Origin of the sequence: Tabrizicola sp. (assembly GCF_034366665.1) — a bacterium.
Taxonomy (GTDB): Bacteria; Pseudomonadota; Alphaproteobacteria; order Rhodobacterales; family Rhodobacteraceae; genus Tabrizicola.
In genome coordinates, this window is the sequence record NZ_JAXMMF010000096.1 from 78,330 (window position 1) to 92,096 (window position 13,767).

General features: G+C 66.8%; 9 protein-coding genes. 4 read left to right on the forward strand and 5 right to left on the reverse strand.

Features of this window, described 5'->3' with window-relative positions; translation table 11 throughout:
- Positions 1-97: 97 nt before the first annotated feature.
- Positions 98-1,330 carry a bifunctional glutamate N-acetyltransferase/amino-acid acetyltransferase ArgJ gene (gene argJ, locus U1E69_RS12960; RefSeq protein WP_416200284.1) on the forward strand — a complete coding sequence of 411 codons (1,233 nt, stop codon included), beginning with the start codon at positions 98-100 and terminating at the stop codon, positions 1,328-1,330.
- Between the two features lie 68 nt (positions 1,331-1,398).
- A complete protein-coding gene (locus U1E69_RS12965) occupies positions 1,399-1,797 on the forward strand; it encodes a (deoxy)nucleoside triphosphate pyrophosphohydrolase (protein ID WP_322244786.1) in 399 nt (132 codons plus the stop codon).
- Between the two features lie 141 nt (positions 1,798-1,938).
- Here the strand turns inward: U1E69_RS12965 and infB are convergent, their stop codons facing one another.
- The 5 genes from infB to U1E69_RS12990 all read right to left on the reverse strand — a co-directional run bounded on the left by infB (position 1,939) and on the right by U1E69_RS12990 (position 8,260).
- Positions 1,939-4,527 carry a translation initiation factor IF-2 gene (gene infB / locus U1E69_RS12970; protein ID WP_322244787.1) on the reverse strand — a complete coding sequence of 863 codons (2,589 nt, stop codon included), beginning with the start codon at positions 4,525-4,527 and terminating at the stop codon, positions 1,939-1,941.
- Positions 4,524-5,168 (reverse strand): RNA-binding protein, encoded by a 645-nt coding sequence (locus U1E69_RS12975; RefSeq protein ID WP_322244835.1) that lies wholly within the window; start codon positions 5,166-5,168, stop codon positions 4,524-4,526. The genes infB and U1E69_RS12975 overlap by 4 nt, the downstream gene beginning before the upstream one ends.
- A gap of 22 nt (positions 5,169-5,190) precedes the next feature.
- Positions 5,191-6,801 carry a transcription termination factor NusA gene (nusA, locus tag U1E69_RS12980; RefSeq protein ID WP_322244788.1) on the reverse strand — a complete coding sequence of 537 codons (1,611 nt, stop codon included), beginning with the start codon at positions 6,799-6,801 and terminating at the stop codon, positions 5,191-5,193.
- Positions 6,802-6,813: 12 nt separating this feature from the next.
- The gene (gene rimP, locus U1E69_RS12985) at positions 6,814-7,434 is read right to left on the reverse strand and encodes a ribosome maturation factor RimP (protein ID WP_322244789.1); all 621 of its coding nucleotides are present in this window, start codon (positions 7,432-7,434) and stop codon (positions 6,814-6,816) included.
- Positions 7,435-7,633: 199 nt separating this feature from the next.
- Positions 7,634-8,260: a class I SAM-dependent methyltransferase gene (locus tag U1E69_RS12990; protein WP_322244790.1), complete on the reverse strand. Its 627-nt coding sequence runs from the start codon at positions 8,258-8,260 to the stop codon at positions 7,634-7,636.
- Between the two features lie 177 nt (positions 8,261-8,437).
- On the opposite strand from U1E69_RS12990, the gene U1E69_RS12995 reads away from it, so the two are divergent.
- Positions 8,438-10,240 (forward strand): autotransporter assembly complex protein TamA, encoded by a 1,803-nt coding sequence (locus tag U1E69_RS12995; RefSeq protein ID WP_322244791.1) that lies wholly within the window; start codon positions 8,438-8,440, stop codon positions 10,238-10,240.
- Complete coding sequence (locus U1E69_RS13000; protein ID WP_322244792.1) at positions 10,240-13,764, forward strand: translocation/assembly module TamB domain-containing protein; 3,525 nt, start codon at positions 10,240-10,242, stop codon at positions 13,762-13,764. Before U1E69_RS12995 ends, U1E69_RS13000 begins: the two co-directional genes overlap by 1 nt.
- The last annotated feature ends 3 nt before the right edge of the window (positions 13,765-13,767 follow it).

Genomic DNA, 13,767 nt, shown 5'->3' on the forward strand with positions numbered 1-13,767 from the left:
CCGCAAGCTGAAGGACAACATCACCGCTGCCGCCGGTCCGATGGCCGAGGCAGTGCAGGATGCGGTCAGCGATGTGGTGGCGGCGGCGAAAAAGGCGATGAAGCCGGTCTCGCCGCTGGCCCCGGCCAGTTTTCCCGTGTTGCCCGCAATCAAGGGCGCGGAATTCGCCGCCGTCGAAGCTGGTGTGCGCTACCAGAACCGCAAGGACGTGATGCTGGTCCGCCTGGCCCCCGGCACAACGATGGCCGGGGTCTTCACCCGGTCCTCGACCCGGTCGGGCTGCGTCCGCGACTGCCAGGCGAAATTGGCGATGAAGGTCCCGGCAGATGCCGGGGCGGCGATCATCGTGAACTCCGGCAACTCGAACGCCTTCACCGGGAAATTCGGCGATGAGGCCGTTGCCGCCGTCACTGGCGCAGTGGCCCAGGCGCTGGGGGTCCCCGCCTCCCGCGTCTTTTCCTCCTCGACCGGAGTCATCGGCGAGCCGCTGCCATTCGAGAAGATCACCGCCAAGGTCCCCGACCTGGTTGCCGCACTGACCGAAGATGCCGTGGAGATGGCTGCCCACGCAATCATGACCACCGACACCTTCCCCAAGGGTGCCGCCGCGACGGTGCAAGGCGAAGGCGGGATGATCCACATCTCCGGCATCGCCAAGGGCTCGGGCATGATCGCGCCCGACATGGCGACGATGCTGGTCTACATCTTCACCGACGCCAAAATTTCAGCGGTTGCATTGCAAAAACTGGTCGCGCGCAACGTGGACGCGACGTTCAACTCGATCACGGTGGACAGCGATACCTCGACCTCGGACACCCTCCTGATCGCCGCCACCGGGCAATCCCCCGCGGCCGAGCTGAAAGGCCCGGCGCTGAAGGCCTTCGAGACCGCCCTGGCAGGTGTGATGCGCGACCTTGCGCTGCAGGTCGTGCGGGATGGCGAGGGTGCCACCAAGCTGGTCGAGGTGCGCGTGACGGGTGCGGCCACGGATGAGGACGCCGCCAAGGTTGCCTTCGCCATCGCCAATTCGCCTTTGGTGAAAACCGCCGTGGCCGGGCAGGACCCGAACTGGGGCCGCATCGTCGCGGCCGTCGGCAAGTCGGGCGCAGAGGCCGACCGCGACAAGCTGACAATCCGCTTCGGCGACATCCTCGTCGCGCAGAACGGCTGGCGGAACCCCGACTACAAGGAAGACGACGGCGCAGCCTACATGCAGGGCCAGGAACTGGTCTTCGCCGTGGACCTCGGTCTCGGCAAGGCAAAGCGGTCGGTCTGGACCTGCGACCTGACCTCCCGCTACATCGAAATCAACGCCGACTACCGCTCCTGATTTCATCTGTCCGAAAATATCCCGGGGGTCCGGGGGCTGGCCCCCGGGGTTCCCCACAAGGACCGCCCATGAAAATCGTCCTCGTCTCTGCCGTCGCCCTGATTGACCCCGACGGTCGCGTCCTTCTGGCCCAGCGGCCCGAGGGGAAGTCCCTCGCGGGTCTTTGGGAATTTCCGGGCGGCAAGGTCGAACCCGGCGAATCGCCCGAGACAGCGCTGATCCGCGAGTTGAAAGAGGAACTCGACATCGACACCTGGGCATCCTGCCTGGCTCCACTGACCTTCGCCAGCCACGCCTATGACGACTTTCACCTCTTGATGCCGCTTTTTGCCTGCCGGAAATGGCAGGGCACGGTCCGCTCGCTGGAGGGCCAGCAACTGGCCTGGGTCAAACCGAATCAGCTTCGCGACTACCCGATGCCCCCTGCCGACCTGCCCCTGATCCCCATCCTGCGCGACTGGCTCTGACCCGCCGCTCGTCGAAGCCCTTCGGGCACTCCTCGCTATAGCCACAGCGAGGAGAAGCCGAAGGCGCACGAGGAGCAGGCCAAACAGAAGAACGCCGGACCAATGGCCCGGCGCTTTCGTGACAGTCTCTGGAGGTGCCGGTCACTCCAGCGTGCGCTGGACCTCTTCCCGTTCGAAGATCTCGATGACATCGTTCTGCCGGATGTCCTCGTAGTTCTCGAAGGCCATGCCGCATTCCTGGCCCGAGATGACTTCCTTCACCTCGTCCTTGAAGCGTTTCAGCGTCTTCAGAGTGCCCTCGTGGATCACCACGTTGTCGCGCAGCAGACGCACCCCGGCCGACCGGCGGGCAACGCCCTCGGTAACCAGGCAACCTGCGACCTTGCCGACGTTCGACACCTTGAAGACCTCGAGGATCTTCGCGTAGCCGATGAAGGTCTCGCGGACCTCGGCCTTGAGAAGCCCCGACGCGGCGGCTTTGATGTCGTCGACCAGATCGTAGATGATCGAGTAGTAGCGGATCTCGACGCCCTTCTGGGTGGCGGACGCCCGGGCCGTCGCATTGGCGCGGACGTTGAAGCCGATGATCGGGGCCTTCGACGCCTCGGCCAGGGCCACGTCGGTATCGGTGATCGCACCCACACCCGAGTGCAGCACGCGGACGCGAACCTCGTCGTTCCCGATCTTCTCCATCGCCTGGACGATGGCTTCCGCAGAGCCTTGCACGTCGGCCTTGATCAGGATCGGCAGTTCCGCGACGGACTGGTCGGCCTTGGCCTTCGCCATCAGCTGTTCCAGCGTGGTCGCAGCACCCGCCGCGGCACGTTTGTCCTTGGCGGTCTTGATCCGGTAATCGGCGATCTCGCGGGCTTGCGCCTCGGTCTCGACGACGTTCAGGGTGTCACCGGCGGACGGAGTGCCGGACAGACCCAGCACCTCGACCGGAACCGACGGACCGGCTTCGGCAATCGTCTCACCCTGATCATTGATCAGCGCGCGAACCTTGCCCCACTGCTCGCCGACGACGAAGATGTCGCCCTTGCGCAGGGTGCCGTTCTGGACCAGCACCGTCGCCACAGGGCCACGGCCCACGTCAAGCTTGGCTTCGATGACGGCACCGGAGGCTGCCCGGTTCGGGTTGGCCCGCAGTTCCAGCAGTTCAGCCTGCAGCGCAATGGCTTCCAGAAGGTCGTCCAGACCAAGGCCGGTCTTGGCCGAAACCTCGACATCCTGCACGTCGCCCGACATGGCTTCCACAACGATTTCGTGCTGCAGAAGGTCGGTGCGCACCTTTTGCGGGTTCGCTTCGTGTTTGTCGATCTTGTTGATCGCCACGATCATCGGGACCTTGGCGGCCTTGGCGTGGTTGATCGCCTCGATCGTCTGCGGCATCACGGCATCGTCGGCCGCGACCACCAGCACCACGATGTCCGTCACCTGAGCCCCGCGCGAACGCATGGAGGTGAAGGCCGCGTGGCCGGGCGTGTCAAGGAACGTCACCAGCTGCCCGTTGGGCGTCTTCACCTGGTAGGCGCCGATGTGCTGGGTGATCCCGCCCGCTTCGCCCGAGACGACGTTGGCCTTGCGGATCGCATCCAGAAGCGAGGTCTTGCCGTGGTCGACGTGGCCCATGATCGTGACGATCGCGGGGCGCGGCATCAGGCTGGTGTCGGCATCCTTGACGGTGTCGATGACCTGTTCGACGTCGGCGTCCGAGACGCGAACCGCCTTGTGGCCGAATTCCTCGATCACCAGTTCCGCGGTGTCGGCGTCGATGGCCTGGTTCATCGTGACCATCATGCCCATTTTCATGAGCGACTTGACCACATCCGCGGCGCGTTCGGCCATCCGGTTGGCAAGTTCCGAGACCACGATGGTTTCCGGCAGCTGCACGTCGCGAACCTGCTTTTCGGCCTTCTGACCCAGACCCAGCGCCTTGGCGCGGGCCTTTTCCTGCTTGCGCTTCATCGCGGCAAGGCTGCGCTGACGGCCGCTGTCGCCGGACATCGCATCGCTGAGGGTCAGCTTGCCCGAACGACGGCCTTCGTCGCCGGCGCCACGCTTGGCACCCCGGTCGCCACGGTCGTCCTTTTCGCGGTCGGTCTTGCGAGGGCTAAGGCCGGGCTTGGCCCCGGCAGGTCCGCGCGGATCTTCGGTCGAGGCGGGCGCAGCCGGCGCGGCACGGTCGGCCGGTTTGGCCGCAGCAGCCGGAGGCGGCGTGGTCGACCGGGCACGGGTGCCCAAAACATCGGCCTTGCGGGCTTCGGCCGCGGCGATCTTGGCGGCGGCTTCGGCCTTGGCGGCGCGTTCCTCTTCCTCGGCCTTCAGGCGCAGGGCTTCGGTGCGTTCGCGATCCTCACGCTCTTTGGTCTCGATCTCGGCGCGGCGCTGGGCGCGGTCTTCCTCGCGGATGCGGTCCTCTTCGGCGCGGCGCAGGGCATCTTCGGCCTCACGCGCCTTGGCGGCGCGAAGGGCGGCCAGACGCCGATCCATTTCGGCGTCGGAAATCCCTGCGGGCCGCTTCGACGGATCACCGTAGTTCGTTGGCGCAGCCGACTGGCCCGCGCCGGGCGTGCCTGGCTTCGGGGCGGCGGTGGGAACCACCACGCGCTTGCGTTTCGTTTCGACCACGACGCTCTTGGTCCGGCCGTGGCTGAAGCTTTGCTTCACCTGTCCGGAACGGGGGGCGCCCCCAAGGCCAAGAGGTTTCTTGCCGTCAGTATCGCTCATGCGTTCTTCGTATCCTTCATGGCGGTCTCGCCGCCGTCATCCCCACCGGCCTGCCCACGCAAGCCTGCGAGTTTTGCCGCTTCCATTACAACACGGGACCTGAGTCCACCAGCGGCAAGCGCGGCGTGTATCGCACGTTCGCGCCCGAATGCCAAACCGATTTCCCCAGCCGAAAGGCAACCAATGAAGCCCTTTTCGCCATCTGGCGCGTGCAGCTTCGTCTTGCCCCGTTCCGACCCGTCGCTGGCCTGGATCAGCGTCACCGCTGTGCCCTTGACCAGCCAGTCCTTCACCTTCTCGTAACCCGTAACCGCGTCGCCCGCCTTGCGTGCCATCGAAAGCATTTCGATGGTCCGCTGCAGGACCAGCGCCTCGACCAGATCGGCCAGCCCTTCGGCGACCTTTACCGGCTGGCGGGCTGCACGAGAGAAGAGATTCTTCTTCGCCGCCTTGTCGATCGCCGCACGGTCGGCCGAGACGTAAATTCCACGGCCAGGCAGCTTGCCCATCACATCAGGCACAAGCTGACCTTCCGGCCCCAGGCAAAAGCGGATCAGACCCGCTTTCGGCTGGCTTTCCCCGGTCGCAATGCACTTGCGTTCCGGATCGTCCCGTTCTTTTTCCCGGCCGCCGCGTGTCAACGCGTGTCCCCGAGGCCTGAGATCAGGCCTCGGCCTCCTCATCTTCGGCAACCTCGTCAGAGGGTTGCTCCAGTTCGGTCGGGTCGACCCAGCCCAGCATCACGCGGGCGGTCATGATCAGGGTCTGCGCTTCCTCAAGCGACATCTCGAACTTTTCCAGGACGCCTTCGTCCTTCTTGCGCTGACCGTTTTCGGTGGTCCAGCCACCGGCCAGTTCCCAGTCGGCGCAGGTGGCGAAGTCTTCCAGCGTCTTGATGCCGTCGTTTGCGAGCGCCTCCAGCATCTGCGGCGTCAGGCCTTCGAAGTTGACCAGGCTGTCTTCCACACCCAGCGCGCGGGCGTTTTCCATCGCCTTGGCGTTGGCCGCTTCCAGATAGTCGCGGGCGCGGGCCTGCAACTCGCCTGCGGTGCCTTCGTCGAAGCCGTCGATGGACAGCAGTTCGTCCAGGTCGACATAGGCGACTTCTTCCAGGTTGGTGAAGCCTTCGGCCACCAGCAGCTGAGCCATCATCTCGTCAACGTCCAGCGCCTCCATGAACAGCTTGGTGCGTTCGGCGAATTCGGCCTGACGACGCTGCGATTCTTCGGCTTCGGTCAGGATGTCGATATCAAGGCCCGTCAGCTGGCTGGCCAGACGCACGTTCTGGCCGCGGCGGCCGATGGCGAGGCTAAGCTGCTCGTCGGGGACGACGACTTCGATCTTCCCGGCCTCTTCGTCGAACACGACTTTCGAGACTTCGGCAGGCTGCAGCGCGTTCACCAGGAACGTGGCGGTGTCCTGGTTCCACGGAATGATGTCGATCTTTTCACCCTGCAACTCGTTCACCACGGCCTGAACGCGGCTGCCACGCATACCGACGCAGGCGCCGACCGGGTCGATGGAGTTGTCGTAGCTGATCACGGCGATCTTGGCGCGCGAACCGGGGTCACGGGCCACGGCCTTGATCTCGATGATGCCGTCATAGATTTCCGGCACTTCCATCTTGAAAAGCTCGGCCATGAACTGCGGGTCGGTGCGCGACAGGAAAACCTGCGGGCCACGCGGTTCGCGGCGGACGTCCTTGATGAAGCAGCGGATGCGGTCGCCGATGCGATAGGCTTCGCGGCCGATCTTCTCGTTCCGGCGCAGGATGCCTTCGCCACGACCGATGTCGACGATGACGTTGCCATATTCCTCGCGCTTGACGGCGCCGTTGATGATGGTGCCCTTGCGGTCCTTGAATTCCTCGAACTGGCGGTCACGCTCGGCTTCGCGGACCTTTTGCAGGATGACCTGCTTGGCGGACTGCGCGGCGATGCGGCCCAGGTCGACGGGCGGAACTTCGTCGATCACCTCGTCGCCAAGCTGCGGGTCGGCCAGGTAGGTCTTGGCCTGCTTCGCGGTGATCTGAGCGTGGTGATTCTCGACCGCGTCATCCTCGACCACGGTGCGGACGCGGGTGAAGGACGCGCGGCCGGTCTTGCGGTCGATCTTGACGCGGATGTCCATCTCGGCGCCGTAGCGCGACTTGGCGGCGCGGGCGAGGCTGTCTTCCATCGCCTGGATCACCAGGTCGGGGTCGATCATCTTTTCGCGCGCCACGGCTTCGGCGGTCTGCAGAAGCTCCAGCTGGTTGGCGGATGTGATTGCCATCGGCGTCTCTCCCTAGTGTTTCGTCTGGGGGGCAGGCTCGTCGTCCTCGTCCCCGTCGTTGTCTGGCCCGTCAATTTCTTCGATTTCGTCGAACTGGCCGTCAGTCGGTTCAGAAACCTTCTTCTGGCGCAGCATCTCGGCGATCAGCGCGTCGGTCAGGATCAGCTTGGCATCGGACAGCCAGTCGAACTGCAGCCCGATGGTGACCTCTTCGCCCGAGTCCTCGATGGTAATCAGGACCTCGTCGCCCTCGACCCCCGCCAGATCCCCCTTGAAGCGGCGGCGGCCGTCGATGAGTTCCGTCGTCTCGATCCGGGCTTCCCAGCCCTTCCACATCTCGAAATCCTTCAGCCGGGTCAGCGGCCGGTCGATCCCGGGGGAGGACACTTCCAGGACGTAGTTGTCCTCCAGCGGGTCTTCCACGTCCAGAACGGCAGACACGGCAGTCGAGATGTCGCCGAGTTCATCGACGCCGATCCCGCCATCAGGACGGTCGGCCATGATCTGCAAAACCCGCGTCTTGCCGCCCATCAGGCGGATGCGGACCAGTTCGAAGCCCAGCCCTTCGATCACCGGGCCGACGATGTCAGCCAGGCGGCGGTCGATGGCAGTCTTGGCGATCAGATCGGACATTCAGTTTCCAGAAACAAAAAGGCGGACCCAGCGGCCCGCCCGTGACTTTCGGTAGCTTCAGGTTTGGACCCGGAAGCAGCTGTTGAGGGGGATATACGCCCCCGCCCCCGAGTCTGCAAGGGGGATGCTCATCGAGCACTTCGTGCACTCTTCGCAAGCGCCCAAGCGAGGAGTGCACGAAGTGCTCGACGAGCGGCCGTCAGAGTTTGCGGAACACCATCACCAGGCCCCGGTCGTCCTTGTGCGGGTGGTCGGCCCCTTCGTAGATCGGGATGTCGCGCCAGCCGACCGGAGTGATCCGGCCCTGCGCCACCAGCCGCGCCAGTTCGGACCCGAAGCCAGCCCCGTCCAGCACCGCGCCGATGGTACCGCAGGCGAAGACAGCGCCGGGGCGGGTGATGCGCAGAAGCTCGGGGAAGCATTCCGGGCCGACATGACCGTGGGTGAAGGTGCCGCAACTGACCACCGCGTCATAAGTGGCGTCGGGGATGTCCAGCGCCTTGGTCAGGTCGCCCAGCATCAGGCTGCGGTAGACGCCTTTGGGGCGGGCGATCTCCAGCATCTCGGGCGTGATGTCCAGCGCATCGACGGTCCGGCCGCGCAGGTGCTCGGCCACCAGGCCGGTGCCCGCGCCGATGTCCAGGATCTCGGCCTCAGGCCCAATCTCGGCGTCAAGGATCGCCGCGATCTCGCGCGGGGCGATGTAGCCCCAGGCCGCGCCAAAGCTGTCGTCATAGGTCTTGGCCCAGTCGCCATACATGCGGCGGGCTGCGTCGGGACCGTCGATCTGATAGGCCTCGTCCAGATCATAGCCGTCGTCGGTCATCTGCCATCCCTCCTGCGTTGGCGCAGTGATGCAGCCTGCGGGTCACAGAAGAATGACGACAAACGGGAACCCAAGTCTGCCCAATCCGGTTTCCTTAGATTGAAGGGGTCGGCACAAGCTGCAATAGTCCGGCTAAGGCTGCCGATGAGGGTCCGAGGCGTGTTTTCCAGTCATCAAGTGCTGCGGGTCCAGGGGGCTGTCGCTGCGGTCCTTCTGGGCCTTGGCGCAGCGTCTGCTCATGCGCTGGACCGGCTGGACTTCGTCGTTGCCGGCGGGTCCGCGGACCTGACCCAGGCGGTGCAGGATGCCTCGCAGGTGCGGTCGCTGCAGGCGCAGGGCCAGACCGATCCGCAGGACCTGCTGGCGGCTGCCCGGGCGGATTATGCCCGTATCCTGGCGGCGATGTATGCCAGGGGCCATTACTCGGTCGTGATCCGCATCCGCATCGACGGACGCGAGGCGGCGGCCATCCCGGCGCTGGAGGCCCCGACGGCGATTTCGGCGATCCGCATCGACGTGGACCCCGGTGATCCGTTCCGCTTCGGGCTGGCGCGGGTCGCCCCGCTGGCCCCGGACAGTGAACTGCCCCAAGGCTTTCGTGCCGGAGCTGTGGCGGAAAGCGGGGCCGTGGCTGAAGCGGTAGACGTGGCGATCAAGGCTTGGCGCGAGTCGGGGCACGCCAGGGCTTTCGTCGCGCGCGAAGAGATCGTGGCCGACCATGCCGCGCGGCGCCTGGACGCCGATGTTGGCCTGACGCCCGGTCCGAAACTGCGCTTCGGCCGGCTGGAGATCACTGGCGAGGAGCGGATGCGTGAGCGTCGCATCGCCAAGATCGCGGGCCTCCCGGAAGGCGAGACCTTCAGCGAGACCGAACTGCGCCGCGCCGAAACCCGGTTGCGGCGAACCGGCATCTTTTCCTCGGTGGCGCTGACCGAGGACGAACAGGTCACGGCGCCCGACCTGCTGGGGATCACCGCGACTGTGGTCGAACAGAAGCCCCGCCGCTATTCCTTTGGGGCCGAGATCGCCAGCCTGGACGGGGTATCGCTGTCCGCGGCATGGTTGCACCGCAACCTTCTGGGCGGGGGCGAACGGCTGGGCGTTGCGGCGGACGTGACGAACATCGGCTCGGGCGAAAGCGGGATCGACTACGGGGTCGAGGTGACGCTGGACCGCCCGGCAACGCTGACGCCGGACACCACGGCGGGTCTGGTGCTGGGCTACAGCCACGAAGACGAGATCGACTATGCGCTGGATTCGGTCACCTTCGGGCTGAAGTTCAGCCACATCTTTTCCGAGACGCTGACCGCCCGGGTCGGCCTGACCTACGACTATCTGGACGGCAGCGACCCCGGCGGCAGCTTCACATTCCGCAATCTGTCGCTGCCCATCGGCGTCACCTGGGACAAGCGGGACGTGGCCAACAGTCCGACCAAAGGCTTCTACCTGGACGCCGAGGCCAAGCCCTTTGCCGGGTTCGGCACCACGGGCTCGGGTCTGCGGGCGACGATGGATGGCCGGGTCTACCGCAGCCTGGGCGAGCCGGGGCGCTTTGTCATCGCCGCACGGGCGCAGGCGGGGGCGGTCTTCGGCTCCAGCCTTCTGGAAACCCCTCGGGACGATCTGTTCTTCTCGGGTGGGGGCGGCACGGTGCGGGGCCAGCCCTACCGGTCGCTGGGAATCGCGGTGGCGCGCGGGTTCGGGCCGCAGTTCCTGATCGGCGGCAAGTATTTCCTGGCCGGGTCGCTGGAGGCGCGGGCCAAGGTTACCGACAAGATCGGCGTCGTGGGGTTCGTGGACTGGGGCAGCATCGGGCTGGACGGGTTCACGGGAGGTTTCTCGGACTCGCACGCCGGGGCGGGCCTCGGTCTGCGCTACGAGACCGGGCTGGGACCGATCCGGCTGGACGTCGCCTCGCCCATCAGCGGCAAGACCGGCGACGGGGTGCAGATCTACGTCGGCCTGGGGCAGTCCTTCTGATGCGGCTCGCCCTGATCGCCTGTCTGACTGCCGCCCCGGTCCTGGTGCAGCCCGCCTTCGCGCAAGAGGACGACCGCGACTACCTGACCGCTTTCCTGGAGGACACCCTGTCCGACGCCGGGCGTCAGGTCACGGTGACCGGCTTTGCGGGTGCGCTGTCGTCGCAGGCGACCATCCAGCAGCTGACCATCGCCGATGACCAGGGCGTCTGGATCACGCTGAACGGCGTCGTGCTGGACTGGAGCCGCTCGGCCCTCTTCTCGGGCGAGCTGAACGTCAGCGAACTTTCCGCGCAAGAGATCATCATCGCCCGGCTGCCCGAGACGGATGACGGCGTGCCCGATGCCGAGGCCTCGGGGTTCAGCCTGCCCGAGTTGCCGGTCTCGATCAGCGTCGACCGGGTGGCGGCCGAGAGGATCGAGCTTGCGCCCGCCGTGCTGGGCCAGACCGTGACGGGGACGCTGGAAGCCTCGATGCAGCTGTCGGGCGGAGAGGGGCGGGCCAATCTGGACCTTCTGCGCACGGGCGAGGGGCCGCAGGGCAAGATCACGCTGGACGCCGCCTATTCCAACGTGTCGCGGGTACTGGGCCTGGACCTGGTGGCCGAGGAAGACGGCGAGGGGATCTTCGTCAACCTGCTGGGCGTGCCGGGCCGACCTTCGGCCTTGCTGCGGGTGCAGGGCGAAGGAACGATCGACGACTTCCTTGCGGATGTGTCCCTGGCAACCGACGGGGCCGAGCGGCTGCAGGGCACCGTGCAGCTGCAGGCGGCCGAGCCATCGGGCTATCGCCTGCTGGCGGACCTGTCGGGCGACCTTGCGCCTGTGCTTGCGCCCGATCAGGTGGCCTTCTTCGGCAACGAAGTGGCGCTGAAGCTGGACGCGCGGCGGACGGCTGCGGGCCGGACGACAGTGGACCGCTTCGACCTTGCGACCCGGTCACTGACTCTGGGCGGAACGGCCGAGATCGCGGCGGATGGGCTGCCCGAGTGGTTCGACGTCACCGGAACGCTTGCCGCGCCGGATGGCGAACCTGTGGCCCTGCCCTTCGCCGCCGATACCCGGCTGGCGCGGGCCGACTTCCGCCTGAAGACCGAGGTCGGGGGTGAGGGCTGGTCGGGTCAGGTCACGCTGCAAGGCCTGGACCGCCCGGACCTTAAGCTGGCGCGGGCGGACCTGGGCGGCTCGGGCCGGATCGGTCGGACCTCGGCGGGAAACAGCTTTGGCGGGACTTTGACTTTGGCAGCGTCGGGGATCGCGCCCACCGATCCGGCGTTGGCCCGTGCGCTGGGGACAGAGATCGCGGGTTCATTGCGGATGTTCTTCAAGGAGGGCGCGGGTGCCCTTCAGTTTTCCGATATCCGTCTGGAAGGCGCGGGGCTGACCGGGGTGGGGGCGGTCAAGATCGAAGGGTTGGAGGATGCCTTCCTGGCCAGCGGCAAGCTGACCGTTCAGGCACAGGACTTCGCGCGGTTCTCGGGGCTGGCGGGGCGGCCGCTGGGCGGGTCGGGAACGCTGGTCGCCAGCGGGTCAGCCAGCCGACTGTCGGGGTTCTTCGATCTGGACCTGGCCTTCGACGGCACCGGCCTAAGCCTGGACGTGCCACAGGTCGACCGGCTGCTGGCCGGGCGGTCCACGCTTGCCGGCTCGATCCGCCGGGACGACAGCGGGACCATCCTGCGCACCCTTGACCTGGTTGCGGGCGGGCTGGTGGCAAAGGCCAGCGGCACGCTGTCCAACGAGGGCACGAACCTTTCGGGCACCGTGCGGCTGGACGACCTGTCGGTGCTTGGCCCGGGCTATGGCGGCGCGCTGGCGCTGGAGGGCAGCTTCACCGGACTGCCCCAGGACGGGCGGCTGCAACTGTCCGGCACCGGGCAGTCGCTGCGGCTGGGCAGTCCCCAGGCCGACCGGCTTCTCGCGGGGGAAAGCCGGCTGGAGCTGGACCTTGGCCTTAAGGACGGCGCCCTGCAGGTGCGCTTGGCGCAGCTGGGGAACCCGCAGCTTTCCGCCACCGCGCGGGGCGAGATTGCGGGGGATACGCGCCGGATCGACCTGGAAGCGCGGCTGGCCAACCTTGGGCTGATCGTCCCCGAACTTGAGGGGCCGCTCACATTTGGCGGAACCGCCACGCAGGATGCCACAGGCTATGCAGTGGACCTGACCGGGTCGGGTCCCGGCCAGATCCGCGCGACGGTGGCGGGCCGCATCGCGAATGGTTTCGGCTCGGCCGACCTGGCGATCCGGGGCTCTGGGGCGGCGGGGCTGGCGAACCTGTTCATTGCGCCAAGGTCCGCCTCGGGGGACATCGGCTATGACCTGCGGCTGCAGGGGCCGCTGACGCTGGCCTCGCTGTCGGGTCGCATCACGCTGTCGAACGGGCGCATCGTCGATCCGAACCTGGGCCTTGCGCTGCAGGGGGTCGAGGCGATCGGGACGCTGCAAGGCGGATCGGTGCAGTTGCAGGCGACGTCGGGCCTGTCTTCGGGCGGGCGGCTGCGGGTGGACGGGCCGATCCAGCTGACCGGCGCGCGCAACGCCGACCTGGCGCTGACGCTGGACGCGCTGCGGCTCTATGACCCCGAGCTTTTCGACACGCGGGTCAGCGGCACGCTGGCCTTGCGTGGCCCGCTTCAGGGCGGAGCGCTTCTGTCGGGTGCCCTGCAACTGTCGGAGACCGAGGTTCGGGTCCCCGCCTCGGGCTTCAGTTCGGCTGCCGCACTGCTGGACATCGACCATGCGCGCGAACCCGGCCCGGTCCGCGAGACGCGGCGCAAGGCGGGCCTTCTGGGGGACGCCAACGACCGCGGCGCCCGGGGGCAGGCGCGGCCCATCGGCCTGGACATCACCATCTCGGCCCCGTCGCAGGTCTTCATCCGGGGTCGGGGGATCGACGCCGAACTGGGGGGAGAGTTGCGCCTGCTTGGCACGACCGACGATGTGCGCCCCGCCGGCGGCTTTCAGCTGATCCGAGGTCGGCTGGACATCCTGGGCCGCCGCCTGGTCCTGTCGCGCGCCGACCTTAGCCTTGAGGGCAGCCTGATCCCGCAGATCAGCGTGGCCGCCAGCACCGACAGCGACGGCATCACCAGCACGGTGACCGTGGAAGGCCCGGCCAACGATCCGGTGGTCAGCTTCAGCTCGTCGCCCGAACTGCCGCAGGAAGAGGTGCTGGCCCAGCTTCTGTTCGGTCGCGGGCTGGACAAGATCTCGGCCCTGCAGGCAGCGCAGTTGGCCAATGCCGTGGCCGTCCTGGCGGGCCGCAGCGGCGTGGGGCTGGTGGGCAACCTGCGGCGGAACTTCGGACTGGATGACCTGGATGTCACCACCTCCGAGGATGGATCGGCGGCGCTGAAGGCGGGCAAGTACATCTCGGAGAATATTTATACCGAGGTCGAGATCGACCAGGACGGCAAAAGCCAGATCAACCTGAACCTGGACCTGCGCGATGGCGTGACGGTCAAGGGCCGCGTGGGTGCCGATGGTGAGACCGGGATCGGGGTCTTCCTGGAAAAGGACTACTAGGCC

What these genes read in the sequence shown, in the direction of transcription:
- argJ (WP_416200284.1), top strand. Translation starts at nt 98, where the DNA reads ATGAAGCCGGTCTCGCCGCTGGCCCCGGCCAGTTTTCCCGTGTTGCCC.
- U1E69_RS12965 (WP_322244786.1), top strand. Translation starts at nt 1,399, where the DNA reads ATGAAAATCGTCCTCGTCTCTGCCGTCGCCCTGATTGACCCCGACGGT.
- infB (WP_322244787.1), bottom strand. Translation starts at nt 4,527, where the DNA reads ATGAGCGATACTGACGGCAAGAAACCTCTTGGCCTTGGGGGCGCCCCC.
- nusA (WP_322244788.1), bottom strand. Translation starts at nt 6,801, where the DNA reads ATGGCAATCACATCCGCCAACCAGCTGGAGCTTCTGCAGACCGCCGAA.
- rimP (WP_322244789.1), bottom strand. Translation starts at nt 7,434, where the DNA reads ATGTCCGATCTGATCGCCAAGACTGCCATCGACCGCCGCCTGGCTGAC.
- U1E69_RS12990 (WP_322244790.1), bottom strand. Translation starts at nt 8,260, where the DNA reads ATGACCGACGACGGCTATGATCTGGACGAGGCCTATCAGATCGACGGT.
- U1E69_RS13000 (WP_322244792.1), top strand. Translation starts at nt 10,240, where the DNA reads ATGCGGCTCGCCCTGATCGCCTGTCTGACTGCCGCCCCGGTCCTGGTG.